At 58.8% G+C, this 23,923-nt stretch carries 24 protein-coding genes and 1 pseudogene; 10 read left to right on the top strand and 15 right to left on the bottom strand.

What is annotated here, in order from left to right; all coding sequences use genetic code 11:
- Positions 1–435 precede the first annotated feature (435 nt).
- Both AM571_RS03215 and AM571_RS03220 read right to left on the bottom strand, forming a co-directional pair.
- Positions 436–1,182, bottom strand: a complete 747-nt coding sequence (locus AM571_RS03215) for an SDR family NAD(P)-dependent oxidoreductase (protein ID WP_074060155.1) — start codon at positions 1,180–1,182, stop codon at positions 436–438.
- 21 nt (positions 1,183–1,203) lie between these two features.
- Positions 1,204–1,602: a DoxX family protein gene (locus tag AM571_RS03220; protein WP_074060156.1), complete on the bottom strand. Its 399-nt coding sequence runs from the start codon at positions 1,600–1,602 to the stop codon at positions 1,204–1,206.
- A 148-nt stretch (positions 1,603–1,750) separates the two neighbouring features.
- On the opposite strand from AM571_RS03220, the gene AM571_RS03225 reads away from it, so the two are divergent.
- Positions 1,751–2,161: a winged helix-turn-helix transcriptional regulator gene (locus AM571_RS03225; protein WP_074060157.1), complete on the top strand. Its 411-nt coding sequence runs from the start codon at positions 1,751–1,753 to the stop codon at positions 2,159–2,161.
- A gap of 35 nt (positions 2,162–2,196) precedes the next feature.
- Here the strand turns inward: AM571_RS03225 and AM571_RS03230 are convergent, their stop codons facing one another.
- A complete protein-coding gene (locus AM571_RS03230) occupies positions 2,197–2,493 on the bottom strand; it encodes a DinB family protein (RefSeq protein WP_237358525.1) in 297 nt (98 codons plus the stop codon).
- A gap of 215 nt (positions 2,494–2,708) precedes the next feature.
- Between AM571_RS03230 and AM571_RS03235 the strand changes: the two genes are divergently transcribed.
- Positions 2,709–3,218, top strand: coding sequence for a nucleoside kinase (locus AM571_RS03235; protein WP_074060158.1), 510 nt, complete (start codon positions 2,709–2,711; stop codon positions 3,216–3,218).
- 352 nt (positions 3,219–3,570) lie between these two features.
- Here the strand turns inward: AM571_RS03235 and AM571_RS03240 are convergent, their stop codons facing one another.
- Positions 3,571–4,080, bottom strand: coding sequence for a YybH family protein (locus AM571_RS03240; RefSeq protein ID WP_074060159.1), 510 nt, complete (start codon positions 4,078–4,080; stop codon positions 3,571–3,573).
- Between the two features lie 105 nt (positions 4,081–4,185).
- Here AM571_RS03240 and AM571_RS03245 point away from each other — a divergent pair, with 105 nt between their 5' ends.
- The 5 genes from AM571_RS03245 (at position 4,186) to AM571_RS03265 (ending at position 8,207) form a co-directional block, all read left to right on the top strand.
- Complete coding sequence (locus AM571_RS03245; RefSeq protein ID WP_074060160.1) at positions 4,186–5,151, top strand: LysR family transcriptional regulator; 966 nt, start codon at positions 4,186–4,188, stop codon at positions 5,149–5,151.
- A gap of 1,064 nt (positions 5,152–6,215) precedes the next feature.
- Positions 6,216–6,701 carry a VOC family protein gene (locus AM571_RS03250; protein ID WP_074060161.1) on the top strand — a complete coding sequence of 162 codons (486 nt, stop codon included), beginning with the start codon at positions 6,216–6,218 and terminating at the stop codon, positions 6,699–6,701.
- The gene (locus AM571_RS03255) at positions 6,698–6,919 is read left to right on the top strand and encodes a DUF4287 domain-containing protein (protein ID WP_074060162.1); all 222 of its coding nucleotides are present in this window, start codon (positions 6,698–6,700) and stop codon (positions 6,917–6,919) included. The genes AM571_RS03250 and AM571_RS03255 overlap by 4 nt, the downstream gene beginning before the upstream one ends.
- Before the next feature lie 16 nt (positions 6,920–6,935).
- Positions 6,936–7,481 (top strand): GNAT family N-acetyltransferase, encoded by a 546-nt coding sequence (locus tag AM571_RS03260; protein ID WP_237358526.1) that lies wholly within the window; start codon positions 6,936–6,938, stop codon positions 7,479–7,481.
- A gap of 303 nt (positions 7,482–7,784) precedes the next feature.
- Complete coding sequence (locus AM571_RS03265; RefSeq protein WP_074063051.1) at positions 7,785–8,207, top strand: cupin domain-containing protein; 423 nt, start codon at positions 7,785–7,787, stop codon at positions 8,205–8,207.
- Positions 8,208–8,318: 111 nt separating this feature from the next.
- On the opposite strand, the gene AM571_RS03270 is transcribed toward AM571_RS03265, so the two are convergent.
- From AM571_RS03270 to AM571_RS03295, 5 genes and pseudogenes are all read right to left on the bottom strand, one after another.
- On the bottom strand, positions 8,319–8,963 hold the full coding sequence (locus AM571_RS03270) for a flavin reductase family protein (protein ID WP_074060164.1): 645 nt from the start codon (positions 8,961–8,963) through the stop codon (positions 8,319–8,321).
- 2 nt (positions 8,964–8,965) lie between these two features.
- A pseudogene (locus AM571_RS03275) lies at positions 8,966–9,648 on the bottom strand (GntR family transcriptional regulator).
- A gap of 104 nt (positions 9,649–9,752) precedes the next feature.
- Positions 9,753–10,097, bottom strand: a complete 345-nt coding sequence (locus AM571_RS03280; protein WP_074060165.1) for a hypothetical protein — start codon at positions 10,095–10,097, stop codon at positions 9,753–9,755.
- A gap of 43 nt (positions 10,098–10,140) precedes the next feature.
- Positions 10,141–10,425 carry a TOBE domain-containing protein gene (locus AM571_RS38320; RefSeq protein ID WP_081377130.1) on the bottom strand — a complete coding sequence of 95 codons (285 nt, stop codon included), beginning with the start codon at positions 10,423–10,425 and terminating at the stop codon, positions 10,141–10,143.
- Positions 10,426–11,377: 952 nt separating this feature from the next.
- Positions 11,378–12,535 (bottom strand): acyl-CoA dehydrogenase family protein, encoded by a 1,158-nt coding sequence (locus AM571_RS03295; RefSeq protein WP_074060166.1) that lies wholly within the window; start codon positions 12,533–12,535, stop codon positions 11,378–11,380.
- Between the two features lie 161 nt (positions 12,536–12,696).
- Here AM571_RS03295 and AM571_RS03300 point away from each other — a divergent pair, with 161 nt between their 5' ends.
- Positions 12,697–13,389, top strand: a complete 693-nt coding sequence (locus tag AM571_RS03300) for a winged helix-turn-helix transcriptional regulator (protein WP_074060167.1) — start codon at positions 12,697–12,699, stop codon at positions 13,387–13,389.
- A 456-nt stretch (positions 13,390–13,845) separates the two neighbouring features.
- On the opposite strand, the gene AM571_RS03305 is transcribed toward AM571_RS03300, so the two are convergent.
- The gene (locus tag AM571_RS03305; protein WP_074063052.1) at positions 13,846–15,084 is read right to left on the bottom strand and encodes a TIGR03862 family flavoprotein; all 1,239 of its coding nucleotides are present in this window, start codon (positions 15,082–15,084) and stop codon (positions 13,846–13,848) included.
- A 117-nt stretch (positions 15,085–15,201) separates the two neighbouring features.
- Between AM571_RS03305 and AM571_RS03310 the strand changes: the two genes are divergently transcribed.
- Positions 15,202–15,627: an OsmC family protein gene (locus AM571_RS03310; protein ID WP_074060168.1), complete on the top strand. Its 426-nt coding sequence runs from the start codon at positions 15,202–15,204 to the stop codon at positions 15,625–15,627.
- Positions 15,628–15,753: 126 nt separating this feature from the next.
- Positions 15,754–16,644 (top strand): DMT family transporter, encoded by an 891-nt coding sequence (locus AM571_RS03315; protein WP_074060169.1) that lies wholly within the window; start codon positions 15,754–15,756, stop codon positions 16,642–16,644.
- Positions 16,645–16,649: 5 nt separating this feature from the next.
- Here the strand turns inward: AM571_RS03315 and AM571_RS03320 are convergent, their stop codons facing one another.
- The 5 genes from AM571_RS03320 to AM571_RS03340 all read right to left on the bottom strand — a co-directional run bounded on the left by AM571_RS03320 (position 16,650) and on the right by AM571_RS03340 (position 23,921).
- A complete protein-coding gene (locus tag AM571_RS03320) occupies positions 16,650–17,672 on the bottom strand; it encodes a polysaccharide pyruvyl transferase family protein (RefSeq protein ID WP_074060170.1) in 1,023 nt (340 codons plus the stop codon).
- 32 nt (positions 17,673–17,704) lie between these two features.
- A complete protein-coding gene (locus tag AM571_RS03325) occupies positions 17,705–19,195 on the bottom strand; it encodes a lipopolysaccharide biosynthesis protein (protein ID WP_074060171.1) in 1,491 nt (496 codons plus the stop codon).
- Between the two features lie 37 nt (positions 19,196–19,232).
- Positions 19,233–20,165, bottom strand: a complete 933-nt coding sequence (locus AM571_RS03330; RefSeq protein WP_074060172.1) for a glycosyltransferase family 2 protein — start codon at positions 20,163–20,165, stop codon at positions 19,233–19,235.
- A 499-nt stretch (positions 20,166–20,664) separates the two neighbouring features.
- Positions 20,665–22,308: a VOC family protein gene (locus tag AM571_RS03335; protein WP_196776304.1), complete on the bottom strand. Its 1,644-nt coding sequence runs from the start codon at positions 22,306–22,308 to the stop codon at positions 20,665–20,667.
- A complete protein-coding gene (locus AM571_RS03340) occupies positions 22,305–23,921 on the bottom strand; it encodes a response regulator (protein WP_074060173.1) in 1,617 nt (538 codons plus the stop codon). Before AM571_RS03340 ends, AM571_RS03335 begins: the two co-directional genes overlap by 4 nt.
- Between the last annotated feature and the right edge of the window lie 2 nt (positions 23,922–23,923).

Below are 23,923 nucleotides of genomic sequence, written 5' to 3' on the forward strand. Positions count from 1 at the left end.
TCGCGAACTGACCGAGGGTTAGGAGCTAATATTTGCATGAGCCTAGAAACGGGATTTCTAAATGCGCGAGGAAAACCGCATTCAGAACTCGAAAAACTCAGAGCAACCCCGCCAGCCCGTTGCACGCATCTGGCAAGCTGCGGCCGAGCCTCTCAATTCCGACCTTGATCAAATCGGGCCTACGGCTCCACAACGGGCTCTAACCGCCGCCGCACTTCGCAATCTGATTCCTAGTGCCGAAGTTGCGAAGAAGGCATCAAGGCGGAGTGAGTGAGCAGGTTGCGCGATCAAGCCGTGACCGTTGTGGCGCGAAGCTGCCGCTTAGATTGTGAGCCGTGCCCGTGTTTTGAGAGGAGAAGCTGGCGGGGTTCTGGAGGCCCCGCCGACTTTGAAGAGACTGCTCCTCACGCAAGAGCGCCAAGCTTTTCCGCTTTCTCAGCGTCCCGCGTCGATGATCATTCCGCCGTCAGGGGTAAGACTGTACCCCGTGATGAACTGTGCATCCTTGCTCGCAAGGAACAACACCACGGGAGCAATGTCGTCTTGCGGCGAGCCGTATCTAGCAAGCGCGTTGGCCGGCGCCGGAATGTTGGCGGCAGCCGCGCCCCAGGTGTCAGCAACTGGCAGAACGTTGTTGACCGTGATCTTGTCGGCACCCCACTCACGCGCTGCGACGCGCGTCAGGGCACGGACGGCCTCCTTCGCCATGTTGTAGGGCGCGTATGGCACCAAGCCGGTAACGCCAGCCATGGAGCCGAGGTTGATGACGCGACCCTCGCCGCTGGCTTTGAGATGAGGATACGCGGCCTGCATCGTGCGTAAGAAAGCGATCGGGCCCGTATCGAAATTGCGCTGGAGTTGCTCGACCGACAAGTCGAGAACGGATGATTGCACTGCGGAGGGGTCGAAGGCGTTGTTCACCAGAATATCGATGCCGCCCCAGGTCATGACAACCGTCTCGATGGCGGCCTTGATCGCCTCGGCATCACTGACATCGGTGGCAATACCCAGCGCGGTCCCGCCCGCGGCTTCTATGTCCGCCACGACAGCTTCGATATTCGCAGGCGTGAGCGACAGCACGGCCACTTTGGCGCCTTCGGCGGCAAAGAGCTTGGCAGTCGCACGGCCGATCCCGCGGCCGGCCCCGGTGACAACCGCAACTTTGCCTTCCAATCGTTTCATGACAGTCTCCATTCTTCAGGTTTATTGGTGCGCCGTAGCTTGAAGCGCGTACGACGACGGGAGATCGCGAGCGTAGTTCTGTGTCGCGAAGGATGTGGCCACCAAGATGAGGCCGATGGCAGCGGGCATGGCACCCTTGATGCTGCGCACGCCGAGATGGGCCAAGCCAGAGAGGATCAAGTGGTAGAAAATGCCTGCATAGGCGAGATCGCTCAACGGCACACCGACGCGGGTCAGGATCGCAAGCGGCCCAAGTATCTTCACGATGATCATGAATGGGACAAGGTGCGCGACGTGATAGCCCAGATCGGCCTGGGCCTTCGCCACGAATTCCCTTCTGGTCAGGTAAAGGGCTGCAGAGGACAGGTACAGCGCTGACAGAAGCACGGTGCTGATCCAATAAGTGTAGGTCATAGACATAGGACGTCCCTCTCGCCGGAGGTGCCGGCGAAATCGAGCGTTGATACTGTGCTTCCGGAAGGCGCGTTGCGTCCGCTTAGAGCAGCTTGTAGGGAACTTGAACGTTAAGATGAAATGGCGCAAGTAGGATGAATAAGAGACAGTCAGTATGAAAAAGCATACCAACGAGGGACACGACTTCAGCATGCAGGACGAGATGCGCCGCGCCTTCGCGATGCTCTCGGGGAAGTGGAAGCTGGAGATTATGTGGCTGCTCCACCAGCGGATTCATCGTTTCGGGGAACTCCGCAAGGCGATTCCTGGAATTACACAGCACATGCTATCGGCGCAGCTTCGGGAGCTGGAAGCGGACGGACTTCTCCTGCGCACGGTGTTCGCGGAAGTCCCGCCTCGTGTCGAATACGAGATGACGGAAAAGGCGCGTGGCCTCGGCCCGACCATGGAGGCCTTGGCGGCGTGGTGGGGGGAGTATGGCAGCACTATTCCGGTAAGGCCCAGCATGCGCGGTCGAAAGCAGAAGGATTTATCGGCCGTGAAAGCCTCGAGACAATCCAAATGAGGTTGGCGCATTCCGGCCGAGCTATCGCACATTTCCTAACGTTCGCGACAGATCGGCCTCAAGACAACATGGGTCAACATTTCCTCGCGGGTCATATAGCCCTTGTCGCTATCGGTGAAGGTGAAGGCCGCGGCCTCCGTGCGAAGGTAGTCGAGATACCGCTGGTCAGAGGACGTAACGGCAGCCTTCAAATCATCCAGCGCCGGCGTTTCTTCTAGGTTATCCGACGTGAAGCCATGCGGGACGCCTTGCAGATGGCCAGCGAATATCCACGAAACCACATAATGATGGCTGATCAATCGAAGCCGCTTCGCAGCTTGCGTTCGGGGCAAAGCTGCTTCCCCAGTCTTCGATACCATTGCAGCCAATGGCCACTTTGAGACCCGGGGTCGAATCTCGAACAATGCTTGTAGGGCGCGTTCCCGCCAGACATTCACCCTTAATCGAAACGTACCGAATGCTAACCTTGATCAGGTGAGCTCGTTGGCTGAGCACACCCAGGTAGAGTGTCTTCTCACCGGATTGAAGGCCGTGATAAAAGGGGCCCATGGGCATCAAGAACTATCTGATCGAAGGCGGTTCCGGCACTGGAAAAACGTCTGTCGCTACCGAACTGGAGCGGCGGGGCTACCATGTCGTCCATGGTGACCGCGTTTTGGCCTATGTCGGCGACCCCGAGACAGGCCAGGCGCTCGCAGGACCACCCGAAGGCGCAGACCGCATCGCTTGGGGATACGCGCACTGGATCTGGCCTGTCGACAAGGTCCGAGCTATTGCTGCCGACACCACCCATCCTGCCACGTTCTTTTGTGGCGGTTCGCGCAATTTCCACAAATTCCTCGACCTGTTCGATAAGGTTTTCGTGCTCGACATCGACGTTGAGACGTTGAACCGACGATTAGATGGGCGGCCGAATGAGCCGGGCTTCGAGCCGCCCGAGCGGGCGCTGGTAATCCGCTACCATCACACTCGGGAATATCTTCCCGTAGGCATCAATATCGACACGGCCGCTACCGTCCCGAGTGTCGTCGACGATATCCTCGCTCAACTCCCCTGAGGCCCTGAAAGTATTGTGAATGGGATGGGAAGCACTCGATTATTGCGGGAAAGACGCTGGCCGCCGGAACGTGCGGCATTGTCGCTTTCGTAGCCGACCGGCAGCTTTCAGAACGACAAACCCGGTGCCTTGACGACCGTCTTGAGGGCGCGAAGCTGCCGAGGCGCTAGACCGCAATCGTCCGAAGCTGCCTCCAATGTGGTGATCCGATCCTGACGGATAGCGAACAGGAAAAATCCGTGCGATACCCAATGACCGCCGTCAGAACTCGGCGTAGGTTTTCCTTGGAGGATGAGAGGCGCAGAGCGGTCATCGGGATGCGTTGCGGCCAGGCCACTCCGGAGCCGCATCCCTACACGCCGCGCGCAAGCGCCGCCGATTGCTGCAAGGTAACGGCATGGCCAAGCGGATCGGCATGGCGATGGGCAAGCAACCACTGCCTGCCTGCCCGCCGATAGACGAGGGTCACGCGCAGCGCCCAATCCTGTGCGGGCAGACCGCCGACTTCGACATGAGCGCGCTCGATGACGGCCAGCACGATCATGTCGGTGCCGACATAGGTTTGAACGATCTCCTGTTTCAGCGTCCCATTCCGGAAGAACCGGCTCATGTCGTCCCAGGTTTTTTCGGTGATGTCAGCCTCCCGCGATGGCGTGCCGCCGAACGGCGACATCAGCGTGAAGTCCCGCGTACGCGGTACAAGCGCCCGGTAGGTGGCGACATCGCCGCGCATCAACGCGGCATTGGCCTTCTCCGATATCCGGGCGAGAGCGGCTACAGCCGCATCCGCCTGGCTGTCACGTACACGTGCGGTAAGGGAACCAGCTCCGGCAGTGAGAAGGGATCGTCGTGAAGGTGACATGACATTTCCTTTCCGAATCTGAATTCTGAAAAGCGCCGATGGCGCCTCTGTGCTTCGGAGATGCCAGTTTGCCGCCGCTGAATCCAATGATATGATTTCAGCAACATGCTGAATGAAATTGATCTATCGCGCGCGGACCTCAATCTCCTCGTGCTTTTCGAAGCGGTCATCGAGGAGAGGCATGTCGGCCGCGCTGCCGCCCGGTTGAACATTTCGCCATCAGCGGTCAGCCACGGGCTTGGACGGCTACGGCGAATGCTCAACGATCCGCTTTTCGTCAAGACGCCTAAAGGCGTGGTGGCGACGGCCCGCGCAATGGAGCTGGCAGCGCCGATTGCCGAGATACTTGCCAGGGTTCGAAGTGTGATTACGACGGCCGAGCCATTTGAGCCGGCAACGTCGAGCCGCCGTTTTACCCTCGGCGCGCCGGACGGTGTTTCCGCCGTCTTCCTGTCTCCGCTCCTTGCCGGATTGAAAAGATCGGCGCCGCACATCGAAATCAGCATACGCCAGTTGCTGCCGGAGGAGGGCGAGAGCTCACCGGCGCGGGCCTGGCGCAACGCCTTTGCCCATCTGGAGTCCCGCGGCATGGATATCGCGGTCATCCCCGCCGATGAAATTCCGGCGCGCTTTCATTGCCTTACCCTCTACGAAGAGGATTTCGTCATTGCCATGCGCGCGGGTCATCCCTTCGCGCAGGACGCGAAGCTCGACCGCTATGTCGAAATGCGCCATATAGTGGTTTCGTTGAGCGGCGATCCACACGGCTTCGTCGACACGGTGCTCGAACAGCACGGGCACAGAAGGCGGACCGTCCTCACGGTGCCGAACTTCATGTTCGCGCTCGCCATCGCCGGCGAGAGCGACATGCTGGTCGCAATCCCCCGCCGCTTCGCGACAATTTTCGCCTCACGCTTTGGCCTAACGACGGTCAACGCTCCTTTGCCACTGCCGCGTTTCAAGCTGAGCGCGGTGGCGCCGCGCGCAGCGATGATGGACGCCGGCCTGAGCTGGCTGTTCGGGATGCTTTCGTCAGCCTGTGAGGTTGACCGTTCTCCAGGGCTGCTTTGACCTGACTGGTATGGCCGCCTCCGGGCCAGATTGATATGCACGGGACAGGTAATGCGCTAACCTGACCGCATCATCAGCCACCGAGAGACGCATGTCCTACCTGTACATTGTCACTGATTGTGAAATTGACGGGCCGATACCCGCCACGCATTCATGCTGTCTTTCGGTTCGGTCGCCGTTTCCAAGCTGGTGAAATCCTTGATGAGTTTGAGGCCGTAATGGATGGCTTGGAGGGCGCGAAGCGCGATCCTTTCACTATGGCATTTTGGCGCGATCATCCGGAGGCTTGGGCCGCCGCAACTGAAAGCTCCCAGCCCCCAGCGCTCGCGATCTCGGCCTTTTGCGCGTGGGTAGCCTCCTTGGGGGAGAGCCGATATTTGCGGCCCATCCAGTGTCGCTCGATGGCCCATGGTTCGATTACTACCTGAAGCGATTTGGAGGTCGCCCACTCTTCGAAGGGCCTTGGGTCTCAGATCGACTGTTCAAACATGCGCCCGGACCTGACTGTAGCAACCCGATCGCAGGATATGAGCCATGCCTCGGGCATCGTGCTTGTCCGTGTTATTACCCATGACTGGAGAGAGCGGCGTCAACCTGATTGCCCTGCACACAACGTCGAAGCCTGCTTCTTTTAGCCCATAGGTCAGGGGCCGAGTGAGGGGCCAGCTCGCAAGCCCCTTCTGGTGGATCGGTTGGCCAAATTCGTAAAGGCGCCGGGGACCAGGTCCGACACGTCCGAAGGAACCGATCGATCAAGCCGAACCTTTCCGTCATGATCATGATGCAGATTGCCACTGCGTGTAAGCGACACGTCCAAACAGCATGAAACACCGTCAACGCCCTTCATCTCGGCCACCCCGAGATAATAATGAGAGCTCGCCCCTTTTGAAGACTGCCCGCCTATACATGCTCTTGGCGCAAGGCGGCATTTGGCCCGCAAGACGAGAGGCGTTAAAAAAGAGCAGTGATTGTGATCATGATGTCGGATCGGGGGCGGCTGGTGCGTCATCGTATCATCAGGTCGGGCTCTCGATCTGAAGGACAACGATCAGGAGAACGGCGCGATGTCTAAGAACACTATTTGTCTATGGTACAACAAGGATGCTGAGGAAGCCGCCCGCTTCTATGCCGACACCTTCCCAGACAGCACGCTCGGAGCCATCATCCGCGCGCCCGGCAATTACCCCGACGGAGAAGAGGGCGACGTCTTGGTCGTCGAGTTCACGGTGGCGGGTGTCGCGTGCATCGGATTGAACGGCGGCCCCACATTCAAGCACAGCGAAGCCTTCTCATTCCAGATCAGCACCGAGGATCAGGAAGAAACAGATCGCTATTGGAACGCCATTGTCAGCAATGGCGGTCAGGAAAGCGAATGCGGCTGGTGCAAGGACAAGTGGGGCGTATCCTGGCAGATCACACCTCGCATTCTCATGGACGCGCTTGCAGCAGGTGGCGAACAAGCAAAGCGCGCATTCGACGCGATGATGACGATGAGGAAAATCGATGTGGCTGTGATCGATGCGGCACGAAAAGGAGATGACGCGCGATGACCACAGAGAAGATCAAAGGACCTGCTTCCTATTTTCCATCAATTGAGAAGAAATACGGCCGCCCGATCGGTGATTGGCAAGCGCTTGTGCGAAAGCACTATCCTGCGAAGCACATGGAACTTGTCGGTATGCTGAAGAGCGAACACGGGATGGGCCACGGTCATGCAAATGCGGTCGTGGCGCATACTCTCGCGGAAGACAGGCAGGTAGCCTCTTAACAGAGCGAGGTGCGAGGTGAACCGTCTTGTCTGCTTCGGCCCGGAGCGGACGAACTGCCGCAACTATCGACTAGACAAGCGCCATCCTTTCACGCATTCTCGCGCGATGATTGCAATCCTAGAAACTCTCGCGGCCGAGCCAACTGCAGACGAGCTTGACCACCTCCTGAAACCACTGGTGGACTTCAATAGCCACTACACCGCGACCATAGCGGAATGGCCTCATCTTGGTATAGTTTTAAGGCAGCCCGAGACTGCTGAGATCGTCGGTGGCCTGTACGCGTTCGATGAACTCAATTGGCTATTCGTCAAGTATTTAGTTGTGCCTGAGGCACTCCGAGGAAAGGGTCTTGGCCGTCAATTAATGGGAGAAGCGGAGCGCATTGCCCGCGAACGGGGGTATCTGGGTATCTTCCTAGATACCTACGACTTTCAAGCAAAGCCGTTCTACCTGAAACTTGGTTATGAGCAGTTTGGGGAACTCGAAGGGGACGAACGTACGCCTCGGCGATTTTTCCTAAGAAAGGTGCTTTCTGCGGAAAACCTGGGACTGGGAACCTAACGCTTTGCCATCGTGTCAGCTATTTGGAACATGACCGCTGCTGGCGCTATCCGGTCGCGGCGCTCTTCCGCTTTCGGACCCTTTGCCGACATTGATGGAGGCAAGCTGAAGGGCCGGTCTGACCGAGACCCGACATCAAATCGAAGCCGACGCACGGGAGCCTGGCGGTTTGTCGATCTCTCGGAGCGTCTCGCGACCCACGAGCGTGGGCGAGACAGAATGTGCCCCGTTGACTCTGAGGGGCAGCGGCCCAATACTGACCGGTTGGCTACTTTTCAGAAACAAGTGACTAGGGAGGAAGCAATGGAAGCCATCAATCGTAGATCCACACTCGCACTCGGTCTTACAATGGCCGCCACACCTCTGGTCGCTTGGGGGACACCAGCAGCCGCCGAGACTTACGGGCCCGATGAGGGTGAGGAGGTCGGTCCCGGTGTCAGAGTTGTTGCGCTTGGTGAGCGGGCTTCGGTCATACCGGCTTATAAAATGGTCAAGCTGCGCGATGTTGTTATCCAACCCGGTGCGAAGACGCCGGACAACGTGATGAAGAACGACATGCTTTGCCACATGACCGAGGGAGAACTTTCGGTTGTTCAGAACGGAAAAACATTCACAGTCAAGAAGGGTGACGTTTGGACCTGCGCTAACGCCGATACGACAGAAGGCACCCAGAACAAGAGCAGTGCGGTCGCGATCATGCGGGTTATCGATTTGATGACCTCATAAGGGAGGCGACGCGGGGAAGGGCGCCAACTCGGCTCTAAGGTAGGCGTCGTGCCGTCATGCGTGTGATCTGCAATGTCCGCAGTTGGGGCGCAATGCGGACAGTAGCGCGACCTATAATTTCGGCGTGAGCATTTCAAAACGGTCTCGAATCGTGGAACAGGTGTCGCCCCCGAGCCGGGCTATCGCGTCGATCATGTCAGGATCCACATGCAGTCGGCCATCCACGGCCCCCTCGCGATAATGGGCATAGACGATCTCGCCCATGATGATCTGCCGTGACTTGCCGAGCTCCAGCGTCACATGCCGTCGGCATTCGAACGACGCGGGCGCTTCAGCGATCCAGGGTGATGCGACTTTCGTACCGGGCATGGCGGTCAGGCCAGCCTGCTTCAACTCATCGACACCACGTGGATATTTGGACCCACAGACATGCATGGCCTCGGCTATGGCGAAGGAAACGATGTTGACCGTGAATACCTCGGTCATGCGGATGTTGTGGCCCGTGTCCTTGAACGACATGTCCGGATTGTTCTCGACGCCAAGCGCCAGGATCGGTGGGTCGGCTGACAGACAGTTGAAAAAGCTGAACGGTGCGGCGTTAACGCGGCCGTTCTCGTCCACCGTGGTCACCAGCGCGATGGGCCGCGGGATGATTGTGCCGATCATCAGTTTGTAGCGATCACGGGCGCTCAGTGTCGTGAAGTCGAACGAAAGCGTCCCGCGGTTTGCAGGTTTTTTAGCAAAGCTTGCCGACATGTTCAGTGTCCTTTTATTCGGGCAGCGTAGGGCGGGAGCAGATCTCGAATATCCCTTTCCGGTTTTGCTTCGAGCATGGCGCGACTCGCCACCTGATCCAGATGACTGTCCATCAATTCGTTGGCACGATTGGCATCACCGTTGGCGAGCGCTTCGACGATCTGACGATGCTCATCGACGCCACAATCCGCCGATGTCGGCCATACATGGCAAGGATCAACGAGCATCGCGACACGACTTCCGTCACATATCGGATCAGCAACTGATTTCCGGTCATGCGGGCGAGCAGCAGGTGGAATTCGCCAGCTAGCCGGATCGACTCGCGTTCATCGACACCAGAGACCTCGTGCTCCTTGTCGACGAACTTCGTCAGCGTCGCGATCTCGGCAGACTTCAGCTTGCCCGCCAGGAGCCCGGTAACTGTGCATTCGAGGCCGCGGCGGACCATGAAGATATCGCGACCTTCTTCGAGCGACGGGTTGGCGACATAAGCGCCCTTGTTCGGTTTCAATTCAACCAATCCTTCCACGGCAAGGCGACCCAGCGCCTCCCGTGCAATGGTGCGGCTGGTTCCGAAAGTCTCCCCGATGGCATCTTCGGGCAGACGTGCGCCAGGTTGCAGTTTCTGTTCGATAATAGCCTGGCGAAGCGCTTCCTGGACGGCTTCGGTGCGCGAGGACGGCATGGCCTTGTTGGCCGTGTCGAGTTTGGTCTCCGGCGGACCCTTGCCCTTGGCGGTCGGATCGTTCACCGAACGAGCCGTGCCGCCACTCTGTGCTTTGCGAATGCTCATTTCCCTACCTTCTTCATTTCCGCCCAGGTTTTCAGAATTTTTGTGGCTTCTTCATCCATATGCTGTTCGTTCGGCATAGTACGCTCGCTCAATAGCGATCCGGCAGCGATGCGAAGCTTGTCGACATCGATGGGATGCCGCTCCCGTTTCGTCAATCCCTCAAATGCCTCGACCTCGCCATGCGACGTCGGGTCAAAATGGGCGAGCGAATGGTTTAGGCATTCACCGACGATTTTCCCGTTCAAAACGACGATGGCACCGAAGGGCTCGGTCCCCGGTTTGGAAAGCGCCTCGCGGGAGAGTTCGACCGCCCTGGCCATGAACTCCTTGTTGTAAGTCATCGTATTTCCTTCCTGGTTTGGTTTTGCTCTTGGGGTTTGTCGATCACGCGGCCTCTGGGAGCAGCCATGCATGCTGCGGCTGCCAGCTAAGGGCCAGCCGCTTTCCGGGTGTCAGATCGAGGGCGTCGATCTCATGCTGCTGCTTCTGAACCCGGAATTCATGGCCGTTGACGTCGAAGAAGATCGTCTGCGTTGAGCCGACGAATTCGATACCGATGACACTGCCGTTGACCCCGTTGGTAACGGAGTCTTGCGCAGCCGGTGTTGAAAGGCTGACGCGGTCGGCGGCGATGACGAACTCACCTTGCCCGCGGCAGTGGAGTTCGATTTCACCGGCACCGTGAACCGACCGAGGGGACCGTCGATCTGAACCTCGTGGCCCAAGCGACCGGAGATATCGCCGCTGACAATATTGTTCATGCTAAATCGTATGCAATAAGGCACACAAAACATGAATGCAAACCGCGTGCCAATTAGCAGAGGTCAGCAATATGCAAATCAAATGGCGGTAAAAGCTTCAAGTTTGACATGCCTTGAACCGCTCATTTAACAATCATTCGCAAGTCTGCCTGCAAAAATCGTATGCAATATGTGTCAGTTAGCATTTTCGCTACGTGCATGCAGATCGGGGTTTGGTGGCATATATGATCGTTGTGGGGACAGTTCGTCGCCCACTTGATGGCGGACGCCCTGCAATGTCCGAGAACGGGCCTTTGCGGACATCGAAATTTGTAATGATTTGCCTTACCGTTCGAAAATTGCGCTGTGATAGGCGTTGCAAGCAAAGAGCGCGTCATAGGCAAGATTGATAGCTTGCGAGGGGACTGCCTTGAAGGCGAATACACTTTTGGCACTAACGGCGGGAATTCACCTAATTTCCCTTCCCGCCGTGGCGGAGTTGAAGCGGCAATCGACCTATGATGATAGGCCGATGGCATGCGCAGCGTTTTACCGGGCCTTGGCAAGAGCCAGTAAGGACACAGGTGATAACGCCAATTCAGATCGATACATGGCCAAGTTTCGGGTTCTGTATGACCAGGGGGTCGAAAATGTTCTCGCTGTGGGTGGGACGAGGGAGCAAGCCCACAAGGCCACCTAAAACTTTGCCGATATCATCGGGGAAATGGCAATTTCAAAGCCCGAGGCGGTGCCTTCGCTGGTAGCAATGTGCAAGCGCGAGTATCCTTGAGCGCGTTTGGCTAAAAGTCAGTTGTTTAGATTGCGGCAATAAAGTCGCAACGACCGCAATTGGCGCGAGCCTGCCGTCGTTGCGCCCGGAGTTAGAAAATGTTCTCGGTGGGAAGTCCGAGTACGAATGAACCCGCGTATTGCGCCTGGGCTCCGGGCTGCATCGGATGATAGCGAGCTCCCTGTATGTCACGGAAGCAGCGCTCCAGCCCGTTCTCTCGATAGAATGCCGCGCCGCCTGCGACCTCCATTGCAAGCTCCGTCACCTCGATAGCGTGCCGCGCGACCAAGGAACGGCCGATCATAACCTCGTTGACGGCTTCCGCGGTCGGTTCGTTCCGAGCAACCACCTCTAACATCCAGCGATGCGCGATCTGTGCGGCCCTTAGAGACGTTTCCATGCGCCCGACCAACCCGATCACATGATCGCTGTTGGCCTTGCTACGGACCATCTTGACTGCGATGTCGCGGGCGCTCTCGGCGACGCCAAGATAAACCGCGTAGATCAGTGGAAACGCGATCATGCCGATGACTTGAAATACTGGATGCCATTGTCCCGCGCTTCTGGAAAATGCGACACTCGCGTCCGGCACGAAGAGGTCTTCGATGATGATGTCGTTTGACCCGGTTCCCCTCATTCCAAGTGCTCGCCACGTATCCTCTATCGAAACCTCTGGCGATGCCATCGGAACGCCGAAATGAATGACGGAGCGCGCGCCGTCCTGTTCTTCATAAACAGCACCGGTCATCAGGATGTTTCCTGCCGCCGCGCCGGAAGTGAAGCGTTTACGCGCGGTAATCCGGTATCCGCCTTCAACTTTCATGGCCTTGCCCGATCCGCCGATCCAGTCCGATCCGCCGCTCGAGAGCAATATGATTTGCTCCGATGCAACACGTCTCAGGAGCGGCTCCACCGCGGCCACCTTCTGGTGCCGCCAGCGCCAAGCGGGGATGGCGACTTGATGGGTATGCATGGAAAAGGCAAGCGCAGTGGACCCACATGCACGAGCAAGCGATTTAAGCATCTCAGAAAGTTCGGGCACTTCCGCGCCCAGCCCCCCCAATTCCATTGGGACGGCTGCCCGCACGAGTCCAGCTTCCTTTAGAAGCGCGTAATTCTCGCCGACGAAGGTGTCGCTCTCGTCGATCGATGCGGCGCGTCGCGCCAAGGTGGGCAGCACTGAATTGGTTAGTTCGACGATGGTCCGACCGTCGCCAAGGTTCTGTGTTGGTTCTGTAAGCCCCAGCATATCAATGCCTCCTGTCTCGTGAGGATTGAAACTCTGCACTCGTTTCACAATTGAGACTAGTACACGAACTGTACTGAATTCCGCGTATGGCTGCGCAGGGAGCGTTTGGCAGATCGGTCGCTTTACAATATCGTGCCTGATCCAGACCGTTGGAGGTCCTTATGGTAGAGCGTGACGGCTACGGGCAATTCTGTCCAGTATCAATGGCGTCGGAAATCCTCTGCTCGCGATGGACGACCTTGGTCGTCCGCGAATTGCTTTGCGGATCGACGCGCTTTAATGAGTTGCGTCGCGGCCTACCAAAAATGTCTCCGGCACTCTTATCAAAACGACTGAAAGAACTGGAACAATCGGGCGTCATTGCGGTGACAAGGAGTGCGAATGGCATGACCGATTACCAACTCACGGCAGCGGGCGAAGAGTTGAGACCTCTGATCATGGGTCTCGGAAATTGGGCTCAACGGTGGATGGAATCGCGACTTTCCTTGAAGAATTTAGACCCTTCTCTGCTCATGTGGGACATGCGGCGGAGCCTCGATACAAGTAGACTTCCGACCCGCCGTTGTACGATACAGTTTCTGTACCCGGAACTTTCAGCCGCGCAAAAGAGCTGGTGGCTTGTGGTTGAAAACGGAAAAGTCGATCTCTGTAACTTCGATCCGGGTTATGATGTAGACCTTCTCGTTGAAGGATCGCTCCGTTCGATGACCGCAATTTGGATGGGCCTCACGACCATACGTCAGGAAACCGATGCAGAAACGCTGAAACTTGAGGGGAACAGGGTTCTCGCGCGCGACATGCAGGAATGGCTCGGTCTTAGTGTTTTCGCCAAAACGCCCCGGATGAGGGCTTGAAACATCGAAGGCGAGAGGTGCTGACGGATAAGACCAAGCAACGAAGATCCCTCACCCAGCCGGAAAATTGGCACGCACTCCTGCAGAAGCCGATGCCCGTTCTTGGGCGCAAGGCCGAAAAGCGAGGCTGGACACTTCTCCCAAAAAACCAACGATTGCGTGGAAAGAAATGGTCTCCAGACAAGCAGTAACTACAATGTTTAATTGGATTTTCGTGGCCCGGCTCTGGGCACCACTAAATCCCCGATGAAAATCAAACCCATGGCCTGGCAAGAAACTGCCGAGTTTGCCGGTTTTATGGCGCGTGGTGTCGAGGCAACGGGCCGGTGACAACCGGTTGAGCAATCGGTGTCGACTCTACGAGAGCTGCGAGCGCAATCGGCGGACGAGCTGGGACCGAGTTCGAGAAGAATCGCTTCGATTAAATGTTGAGGTTCTTGCTCTAGCAATGATCCTCTAGACCGGCATCATGGGCGCAGGGGACTTGCGAGACCTCAACCACCTATCGATCCCTACGCCCGCAGCCTTCCCCGTCGCCATGCACGCCGTCAGCAGATATCCCCCGGTCGGGGCTTCCCAGTCGAGCATTTCTCCGGCGGCGAAGAGGCCGGGGATGGCATTCAGCATGTAGCCATCGTCAAGCGCGCTCCATTCGATGCCACCGGCGCAGGATATGGCCTCACCGATGGGGCGGGGGCGGGTGAGAGGGATCGGCAGGGATTTGATGTGGCTTGCGAGCTTCGATGGATCCTGAAGGTTGGTTTCGTTTGCAAGTTCGCGCAGCAGGGCGGTTTTGACGCCGTCAAGACCGGCGCCTTTGCGGAGGCGGTTGGAGAAGCTGCCTTTCCTGTCCTGCCGGTCGAGATCCTTTGCCAGGCGCTCAGCGCTTCGGCCGGGTGCAAGGTCGACAAGCAGGGATGCGGGCTTGTCGGTTTCAAGCCCGTCGCGAAGTGCTGCGGAATGGGCGTAGACAAGGCTGCCCTCGATGCCGTGGCGGGTGATGACGAATTCGCCGGGCAAGGTGCCGGCGGACGAGGTGGCAGTGACGGACTTGAGCGGCTCGCCCGCGAAGCGGTTGCGAAAGGTCTCGCTCCAATCGACGTCGAAGCCACAATTGGCGGGGCGGAACGGCGCGACGCTCACGTCGTTTTCCTGGAGCCACGGTACCCAGGCGGCATTGGAGCCGAGGCGCGGCCAACTGGCACCGCCAAGCGCCAGCAAGGCGGCATCAGGGTGGATGACAAGATGGCCTTGCGGCGTTTCGAACCCGTAGCCGCCGTCCTCGAATCCGCTCCAGCGGTGGCGTGTCAGGATCTCGACGCCCTGGGCTTCCAGACGCGCGATCCAGGCCCGCAGCAACGGCGAGGCCTTCATGGCTTTCGGGAAGACCCGGCCCGAGGAGCCAGTGAAGGTCTCGGTGCCCAGTCCTTTGGCCCAGTCGCGGACATCGTCGGGCTTGAAGCCGTCCAAAGCGGGGCGCAGCCGGTCGTACGTCTTGCCGAAGCGGGTGACGAAGCGCCCATAGTCTTCCGAATGGGTGATATTGAGGCCGGATTTTCCGGCGAGCAGAAATTTGCGAGCCACCGTGGGCATCGCTTCGTAAATGGCGACGGCGTGACCGGATGCCGAGAGCACCTCGGCCGCCATCAAGCCCGCCGGTCCGCCGCCGATGATCGTGATCTGTTTTTTCTTCATGGCTCGCCTGATACAGGATTCATATCCACGCGTCTCCGGATTTGCGGGAACAAGCGCCTCGTTGCGGGCGACCGGCAAAACCATTAGTTCAGAAGTATATCAACGGAGTGTCCCGGCATGGCCGACCTCAAGGCAAGACCAAGACCCACGGGCGCCACCGCCGTTCTCGGGCGCACCGGCTTTCCGCATGTCACCTCGACGATGAGGGGTGAGCTCGACATCGTCACGAGCCCGTCGCAGCCGGGCTTCAATCCGCTGGACCTGCTTTACGCCTCGCTATCGGCCTGTCTGGTGCTGAGCGCGCGCATCGCCGCAAGCCAGATGGGCGTCCTCGACAGCATCACTGAATTGACCGCTGACGTAACCGGCGAGAAGGCAACGGAAGGGCCTTCGCGCGTCGAGAGGTTCAGGATCGTCTTCGCCATCAAGGGCGATATCGATGAGAACACCCGGCAGGAGATCGCCCGTACAGCGGAGGAAATCTGCACGGTAAGCAACACGATTCGCGGCAATCCGGAATTCGCAACCGTGATTTCCGGCTGAGGCTGCTGGCTTGTCGGATAGTTTTGCCTGCTTTTGTCGTTCCTGCGCTATCGTCGGTGGCCTTCATCTGGTAATTCGCTGTCGATTGCCGCTTTCACTGCTTGCGGCGCAGAAAGCATCGATACCATGGCTCAGGCCGCAATCGTCGAAACCGCACCTTCCAATCGCCTTGCCCTCGCGGCATTGATCCTTGGCGGGGCGGCGATCGGCGGTTCGCCGATCTTCGTGCGACTGTCGGAAGTCGGACCGATGGCGACGGCGTTCTGGCGCGTCGCCCTCGCCCTGATACCGATCTTTATCTTCTCGCTGATTAAGCGTAACGATGCCGGGCCAAAGCCTGAAAAGCTTGCGGATTATGCTCTGCTGATCCTGCCAGGTGCGGTCCTCGCCATGGACCTTGCTTTATGGCATCTCTCGATCACGATGACATCGGTTGCCAACGCGACGCTGCTGGCCAATCTTGCGCCGGTGTTCGTCACGGTTATCGGCTTCCTTTTCTTCCGGGCGGTGGTGACGCGGCTTTTTGTGCTCGGCCTTGCGCTTGCATTGGCCGGCGTCGTCATCCTGAAGGGCGGGCCCTCGGCCTTTAGAAACGGGGATCTGCTGGGCGATGGCGTCGCCATTGTCGCGGCCTTGTTCTATGCCGGCTATATCCTTGCGATCGGCAGGCTCAGAAGCCGGTTCGATACTATCCGCATCATGCTCTGGAGTACGGCGTCTGCGGCGGTCTTCGTATTTCCGCTGGCTTTCGCCTTTGAGGATCAGATCTGGCCGGCCACCGCCTATGGCTGGGCGATGGTTTTCGGCCTCGCCTTCGTTAGCCACGCAGGCGGGCAAGTGGCGATCACTTATGCGCTCGCCTATCTGCCGGCCGCCTTCTCGTCGCTGACGCTGCTGCTTCAGCCCGTTGTCGCGGCCATTCTCGCCTGGGTACTGCTCAACGAAACGATCGGCCCGATGCAGGCGATCGGCGGGGCAGTCGTGCTTGCCGGGATCATGATTGCCCGGCGAGGCTGACGAGATCAGGCGACTGCGGCAGGACGCACGCGGCGCGCGTCGAGGATGGCGAGCGAATCGTCGACGGTTGCGGCAAGGGCTGCCTTTTCCGTATTGCAGGTGCCCCAGGCCTCGATGAAGCTGCTCGTCTTGCCGTAGCTGTTGTCGAGCACGCAGTGATCGGCGCCGATCAATACGCACATGATGTGGCCATGCATGCGGTCGGTGATGACCTGGCGCGCCGAGCCGAGCAAGGCCACACCGCGATCGAAGCGCTGCTGCGCGCGTTCGCGATAGGCAAGCTCCGTCATGCGGGCGCGTCCCCCGATCTTCCCGGACATGAGGCCCTTCAGAATCGCGGTATGCTTGGTTTGCCGCTGGAAATCGGCGGGCTCATCCGGCCAGTCGGATTTGACCGTGCCGGAACGTCCCGTGGCTGCGGTGAGATCCTGGGGAGTTCCGACTTCCTGATCTTCGCGCAGGTTGAGCAGCAGCTCGTGCTGCGGGGCCGGGCGCGCGACCGGGCCGATGCAGAAGGCCATGTCCGGACATAGGCGCGTTTCGCACTGGAACCAGCGGCGCGCGAATTCCAGGCTTTTCTTGTCGCGCACAAGGAGCGTGAAGTTGCCGTGCTGCTCGATTGCTCGGGCCGTGCTGTCGATATTGGCCTGCTCCTTGAAATGGATCGTCTGCGGCATCTGGACGATGGGACGGCCCTTGAATTTTGTCAGCATGCCTTCGCGGAACTGGCGATAGCCCGCCCAAATGTCGCCGAAATTGCCGCCGCCGTGGAGAAAGATGCGGCCGTTGCCTATAGTCGCGAGCATTCGCTCTTCATTGTAGGTGGGAATCTCCGTCACATAGGCCGGTCGCGTCTTGCGGCGGTCGAAATAGGCGAGTTCCCCGAGCCAGATGGCGCTGTCGCCGATATTGTAGTGGTTTGGAAAATCGAGAAGCGCGAAGCGCTCCGCCGGATCGACAAGATCGGAGAGGTTGTTTGCGATCAGACCTTGGAGGCGGTTGATGATCGTGATGTTGGTTTCCTGCATAAAAGCTCCTGTTTGCTGGCCAGGCGGCGAAGCTAGGCCTCGGCCCGTTTGCCGAACGGCAGCAGCGACTTGCCGAGTGCGATATAGGGACGGATGGCCTTTCTGCCGAAGATCGGCAGAAAGGCGAGATAGATGATGGCTCCGAGACCGATGCTGAGGCCGAGTGCCAGCCAGCGGCTTTGAAGGTACCCGGCGATATGGGGATGGGCGAACCAGACGCAGAGGGCCATGACGGCGCTGCCGCAGAAGGGAAGGACGAGCGCCTTGAATGTGCCGGCTGCATCGATGCCGGCATATCTGCTCAGCACATATTGCTGGTAAGGCATCGTCAGCCAGGCGCGCAACACATAGCCTGCCGCCACCGCGAAGATGCCGTAGGGGACGAGCAGCCAGGTGAGGATCAGCGTCGCCGCAAGCTGGAGCGCGGCGACCGAAAGGATCGATTGCGCGCGGTTGACGGCTGAAAGCGCCGAGGATGCGAAGAAGTTCGTGACGAAAGGCACTGACATAAGCACCAGCACGGTGGCGATATCGCCGGCATTTCCCCATTTGTCTCCGAAGAGCAGCGCGATCATATCATTCGACAGCGCGCCGAAGCCGAAGAGCAACGGAATCGTGCCGAGGGCCGCAGCACCGACGATCTTGTTGTAGGCGTTGCGGAAGGCGGTGCGATCGTTCTGCAGGCGCGACAGCGTGACGAGTGAAACGCTGCCGATCGGCGCCAGCACGGCCTGGCCGATCAGTTCGATCAGCCGCCAGGCGATGCGATAACGGCCGACTTCGACAGCGCCATACCAGCGGGAAATGAAGATATCCTGCACGCGGGCAAGCAGCATCCACATGAGCTGTGTCACCACCAGGCTAACGCTGAACAGGAAGACCGTACGGAATTTTTCGAGGTTGAAGCGCAGGCGCGGCATCCACGGGTAAGACACCCAGCCGAGGATGACGGTGACGGCCGCATTGACGGCGGTTTGAGCCACGAGCGCCCAGATGCCCCAGCCGAGATAGGCGCAGACGACGGCCGTTATGCCGGAAAGCAGGCTTGCGGCGATGCTCTGCGCTGCAAGGCTCTTGTGGCCGAAGTCGCGCGCAAGACGCGCATTGTGGATGACCGCAAGCGACGAAAGGGGCAGCAGCGGCGCCAGCCACTGCAGGATACCGGCCACCGAAGGATCGCGAACGAACTGCCCGTAATAGGGAGCGAAGACGAAGACGAGCAACGCGACGACGGCGCTGAAGGCGACCGTTGCCCAAAAGCAGGTGTCGGCGAGTTCCTCGTCGAGGTCGAGCTGGCGGGTAATTGCATCGCCGAGGCCGGCATAGGCAAGCACACGGCCGATCTCGACGAAAAGGCTCGCGAGCGCGAAGGTTCCGAAATCGGCTGGCCCAAGGATGCGGGCAAGGATGACGAAGATGACGAAGGTTGCGACAGTGCTCCACGCAACGCGGATCACCGACCAGAGGACGGACAGCGCCGTCTTCTTCTTCAGGTCGGCATGCGCAACTGCATTATCTGCCATTCAGATTCCAATCGATGTGGCACGCCGGCAGTGATGATCAGCGGCGGATCGCCGCTGGCGCCGCAGAGCGCATGGCGCTCCGCCAATAGGCAAGCATGCCGGTGAAATTGTCGCGAAGCTGGCGGCGGTAGGTAAGCCCCATTTCCTCGCTCATTTTCCGGCCGCCGATCAGTTCCTTGAACGCCTGGCGGATATCCCAGCGCAGCATGCCGCGCATGTTGGAGCGCCGGTCGAACATGTATTTCGCATAGAGCGCGCCGTTGCCGAAGGCATAGCCGGCATGCAGGCGGTGGATGTCCTCGATCTTGCGGCGCCCATGGAAATGCTTGACGACGAGATCGGGAAAATATTCGACGCGGATGCCGGCGTTGGAAGCGCGGTGAATATAATCCGTATCCTCGCCGGAGCGGAACTGCGAGCCGGCGCCGAAGAGCGGGTCGAAGAGGCCGATCGTTTCGCAAAGCGCCTTCGGAAAGGCCATGTTGCAGCCGTGGATGAAGCCGCCCGCGTGAAGCTCGCTGGTCAATACGGCGGGCTCAAGTTCGGTCTTGATGGTGACGGGAAGATCGCGCGCGTCGCCAAGTTCGACGCGTCCACCGCGCATGACGATTTCCGTATCATTTGCGAAGACCGCCTCGATGGCCGTGAAGTAATCCGGAAACACCTCGCAATCGTCGTCCGTAAAGGCAAGGATACGGCCGGTGGCGGCGGCGATACCTGTATTGCGAGCATTTGCAAGGCCGGGCAGCGTTTCGTAGATGAGATTGGTATCGATCGGCGCCGAGGCCGCCCATTTGCTGAAGACATTTGAGGTGTCGTCGCTCGATCCATTGTCCACGAAAACAAGTTCAAGGCGCAAATGACTGGCCTGCCGCGCGGCAATGGCGATGGCATCCAGACAGTTTAACAGGCCATAGGCCCGATTTCTCGAAGAGATGATCAGGCTGATGTCAACAGGCCGAGGAGGCATTGGTTTCCCCTTCTATGATCAATGTGTGCGGACGAAGATAGGCCGCACATCGAGGTTCGGCAAGGATTTTTTGCAGTGCAGCAAAATAGAATAGATGCTGAAAAAATAGAAGAAATGAGGTAATTTGTTGACGAAGACCTTTTGTTTGGCGTGGAATAGATAACCAAATGAAGAAAATGTAATAAATCGTTAACTTTATTGTATTTAATAACTTAGACTATGGAAATTTGTAGTTGTTCCTGTGTTTTGTTGTTCTAATTCTGTGAATAAATAACAAAAATACCTGGATTGGACTCCAATAATATTTGAGATAGGAGGGGTGTGATGTCTCCCTCTTCATTGTCGCAAATGCAGGAAGCAGCGAATTGAGTGACGTCGACCAGAGTTGAGCAGAAATGTCCCGCCGAAAAAGATGCCGGTTGGATTTACATCTGGACTAGACTATCTGGAGCAAGTCCGTTCCAAGAAATCATCAAGCTTCGGAAGTCTTTCCGGGGCGCTATTGCGGGACGCTAGCTTGGCGGTCCTTCTGCAGAAGCCATTTCTGGATGATCGGCACATCTGCATCGCCTAGGTCATGGCCGCCAAAGATGACATCCGAATCGACGGTGGCGCCGGAGGTTTTCAGCCGTGTCTGAAGCTCGCTTGCATATCGTCCATAAGCGTCGGTCTTGCCGCTGATGACGAGCAGGTCCGTGCCCGTAAGGTCGGCATGCGGATAGTCCGTGAGCACCGGCATGGAGCGCAGCAGCACCGCGCGGTGTATCAGGCTCGGATGCAGGTAGAGCAACGAGTTGAGCAGATTGGCGCCGTTGGAATAGCCGACATAGACGATTTTCTTCGGGTCGAGGTCGTAGGATTTGACGGCGCTGTCGATAAAGGCGGCGAAGGCTTCCGCCTCGTTCTTGATGTCGTCCTGATCGAAGGAGAACGGCGTTATGCGCTTGTACCAGCGCGGGAAGCCCTCTTCCGTCGCGCGGCCGCGCACGCCCAGCAGTGTAGCGCGCGGAGCCACCTTATGCAGCAGCGGCATCAGTGTCGTCTCATTACCGCCCGATCCGTGAAGCAGCACGAAGACGCTGCCATCCGGATCCGGTGGCGTATAGAAGCGGTGGACGAAAGGCAGATCGCGATAGTTCACGCGAGGCTCGCCGGGCATGGAAAACTGCGGCAGGACGACCTTCAGGTCCTCAAGACTGGTGATCGCATCCTTTGGCGGCAGGAAGAGCTTGGAACCGAGGGTTTCGGGCGGTTCGTCGACAGTCATGCCGGGCTTGTCGGTTGCAAGCTCGGCCAGCGTGCCACCGGGTTCGCGGGCATACAGAGATCGGAAATATTTGCGGTCATGCGTGCTGGTTGCCGAGGCGTTCGACTTCTCGAGCGCTTCGTGAACCGTCGACAATTGCGCATCGTCGGTGGCGCGGAAAGCCACGTGATCGACCGTGCCTGTTCCCGGTGCACCGGACCAGAAGCCGCGGGCGTTGCGGACATCGATGACGTCGCCCGACTGCGAGACGAGCCGATCGATGGCGCCCTTGCTCACCTGGAAGCGATAGCCGAAGTGACTTTCGAGGAAGCTGCGGCTTTCCTCGGGGACTTCCGTCAGCATGGTGGCGCCGCGGATGCGCTGCACGGCGTGCTCCACCGGCACCGGACCGCCATGCCAGGGGGCGGCACTCTTCAGCTGTCCGTTCCCGGTCAGTTTCACAATGATGTTGTCGGGATCCTTGAGGCGCAGCACCGTCTCGCCGAACTCATCTCCTGGCCCCTCCAGGCGCAGACCGAAACTCATTGCCCGCGTCAGCCAATAGCCGATGCTCGTCTGATCGATGGCAAGCGCGATTTCGCTGATTTGCCCGAAGCCTGCCCGTCCCGGCGAACCATCTTCCCAGGCGAGGAAGGTGACGAGCGAACCTGGCGTGCCGGCCGCGTCACCATAGAAGAGATGCAACTGCGTCGCGTCCTCGAATCCGGCCGTCTGCTTGACGAGCCGCAAGCCCAGGAAGCCTGCGTAGAAATCGACATTGGCCTGCACTTTGCGGGTAATCGCCGTGACGTGATGTATTCCAGAAACCATCGATAGCAGTCCGGATTGGAAAGGAGTGGCGAGCAATGCCAGAACGAGGGCTGATGCGAAAGTCATGCGAGGGCCGTAAAAGATTGCCTTGATTGTTCTACACATAAAACGAACGAATCGCCGCGTGGTTGCAGTTCCAGCGTATCAACTTCCTCCAATGCTTCTTCCAGTTGCTGCAGGGTTGGCGGCTTCACCATATAGGCGAGCGCACCAAGCTCCTTTGCTCTTTGCATATCGCCTTCGTCGCTTGACGTACTGAGGATGCAGACCGGAATGCCGCTGAGCCGCCCATCGGCTGCAAGCGCCCTCAGGACCTCAAAGCCGTCCATGAGCGGCATGTTTATGTCGAGCAGCATCAGGTCCATCGGGGGCTGGTCGGCTATTGCGGCACGTTGCTCGAGCAGCAGCATGGCTTCACGACCGTTGTTTGCCACATGGAGGTTGAAGCTGACTTTCTCGCGGCGCATGAGCTTCAGTTTCAGAAGTTGGATGTCGGCCGGGCTGTCTTCGACAAGCAGCACCTCTGCAAGCCTGCCCGCTCCCTCCGTCACCTGTTCGCCGTGCCGGACGCTTTGGGCCGCAGGCATGGCTGCGGGCGCCGCGGCGGCTGCCTGTGCAAGGGGTATTTCGACGACGAAAACGGCACCGCCGTCGCGCTCCTCGCACCAGATCGCTCCACCATGCAGTTGCGCAATGCGCCGACAGATGGCCAGACCGAGTCCGGTTCCCTCGATGCCACGGCCGACGAGCCGTTTGAACGGCTGGAAAACGAGCTCGCGATGGGCGGGATCGATGCCGGGGCCGTTGTCGCTCACGGAAAGCCGGCACACGCCGCTGTCTACCGTCGCAGCGATCCCGATTTGCGGTGTGCGGTTCTCGCAATAGCGGATGGAGTTCGAGACGAGGTTTTGCAGAAGCTGGATCAGCAACGTCGCGTCGCCCATCACTTCGGGCAGGTCTGCCCGGCTGATCACCGCCTGACGGCTTTCGATCTGGCGATGAAGATTATCTTCCACCTGGTCGAGCACCGCGGCGAGCGAGACAGGCTTCAGCTCCAGCTCGCCGGAGGCCTCGAGCTTGGTGAAGCCCGAAACCTTGACGATCAGATCCTCCATGTGATCGGCAGCGCTCAGCACATAGTCGAAAAGCTCACGATCTTCAGGCAGCAGCGATGGAGAACCGTGCAGGATCTTGGTGAAGGACTTGATGGTTCTCAGCGGTTCCTTGAGGTCGTGCGCCATCGCACGGGTGAAAATTTCAAGGGATTGGCGTTTCTGCTCCAGTTTGGTCTCCAGTGCGCCGTGCATGATGGCGTTCTGAATGCAGCGGTGCAGCCCTTCCGGTGAAAGCGCATCCTTGGTCAGGTAATCGCGTGCGCCGCTCTTCATCACCTCGACGGCAACCGCCTCGTTGCCCTGGCCTGTCAGCATGACGACGTTGGCGGAGGCATCGAGTTCGAGTATTTGGGCAAGCACACCGAGGCCGTTGCGGCCGGGAAGAGAGTAATCGAGCAGGATGCAGTTCGGCCGCTTGCGGCTGATCATCGCGAGACCCTGGTCGCCGGTCTCGGCCTCCGCCAGCGTGTAGGTCGTACCCGCTATACGGCCCAGCATGCGACGGTAGAAGTCGCGGTCGTCCATGTTGTCGTCTATGATCAGTACGGAGCAGGCTTCTGCCAATC

It is taken from the genome of Rhizobium etli 8C-3, from assembly GCF_001908375.1.
GTDB lineage: Bacteria > Pseudomonadota > Alphaproteobacteria > Rhizobiales > Rhizobiaceae > Rhizobium > Rhizobium etli_B.

Bases quoted from the DNA above. Each gene is read 5' to 3' on its own strand.
- AM571_RS03215 (WP_074060155.1), bottom strand. From the start codon at position 1,182: ATGAAACGATTGGAAGGCAAAGTTGCGGTTGTCACCGGGGCCGGCCGC.
- AM571_RS03220 (WP_074060156.1), bottom strand. From the start codon at position 1,602: ATGTCTATGACCTACACTTATTGGATCAGCACCGTGCTTCTGTCAGCG.
- AM571_RS03225 (WP_074060157.1), top strand. From the start codon at position 1,751: ATGAAAAAGCATACCAACGAGGGACACGACTTCAGCATGCAGGACGAG.
- AM571_RS03235 (WP_074060158.1), top strand. From the start codon at position 2,709: ATGGGCATCAAGAACTATCTGATCGAAGGCGGTTCCGGCACTGGAAAA.
- AM571_RS03240 (WP_074060159.1), bottom strand. From the start codon at position 4,080: ATGTCACCTTCACGACGATCCCTTCTCACTGCCGGAGCTGGTTCCCTT.
- AM571_RS03245 (WP_074060160.1), top strand. From the start codon at position 4,186: ATGCTGAATGAAATTGATCTATCGCGCGCGGACCTCAATCTCCTCGTG.
- AM571_RS03250 (WP_074060161.1), top strand. From the start codon at position 6,216: ATGTCTAAGAACACTATTTGTCTATGGTACAACAAGGATGCTGAGGAA.
- AM571_RS03255 (WP_074060162.1), top strand. From the start codon at position 6,698: ATGACCACAGAGAAGATCAAAGGACCTGCTTCCTATTTTCCATCAATT.
- AM571_RS03265 (WP_074063051.1), top strand. From the start codon at position 7,785: ATGGAAGCCATCAATCGTAGATCCACACTCGCACTCGGTCTTACAATG.
- AM571_RS03270 (WP_074060164.1), bottom strand. From the start codon at position 8,963: ATGTCGGCAAGCTTTGCTAAAAAACCTGCAAACCGCGGGACGCTTTCG.
- AM571_RS03280 (WP_074060165.1), bottom strand. From the start codon at position 10,097: ATGACTTACAACAAGGAGTTCATGGCCAGGGCGGTCGAACTCTCCCGC.
- AM571_RS03295 (WP_074060166.1), bottom strand. From the start codon at position 12,535: ATGCTGGGGCTTACAGAACCAACACAGAACCTTGGCGACGGTCGGACC.
- AM571_RS03300 (WP_074060167.1), top strand. From the start codon at position 12,697: ATGGTAGAGCGTGACGGCTACGGGCAATTCTGTCCAGTATCAATGGCG.
- AM571_RS03305 (WP_074063052.1), bottom strand. From the start codon at position 15,084: ATGAAGAAAAAACAGATCACGATCATCGGCGGCGGACCGGCGGGCTTG.
- AM571_RS03310 (WP_074060168.1), top strand. From the start codon at position 15,202: ATGGCCGACCTCAAGGCAAGACCAAGACCCACGGGCGCCACCGCCGTT.
- AM571_RS03315 (WP_074060169.1), top strand. From the start codon at position 15,754: ATGGCTCAGGCCGCAATCGTCGAAACCGCACCTTCCAATCGCCTTGCC.
- AM571_RS03320 (WP_074060170.1), bottom strand. From the start codon at position 17,672: ATGCAGGAAACCAACATCACGATCATCAACCGCCTCCAAGGTCTGATC.
- AM571_RS03325 (WP_074060171.1), bottom strand. From the start codon at position 19,195: ATGGCAGATAATGCAGTTGCGCATGCCGACCTGAAGAAGAAGACGGCG.
- AM571_RS03330 (WP_074060172.1), bottom strand. From the start codon at position 20,165: ATGCCTCCTCGGCCTGTTGACATCAGCCTGATCATCTCTTCGAGAAAT.
- AM571_RS03335 (WP_196776304.1), bottom strand. From the start codon at position 22,308: ATGACTTTCGCATCAGCCCTCGTTCTGGCATTGCTCGCCACTCCTTTC.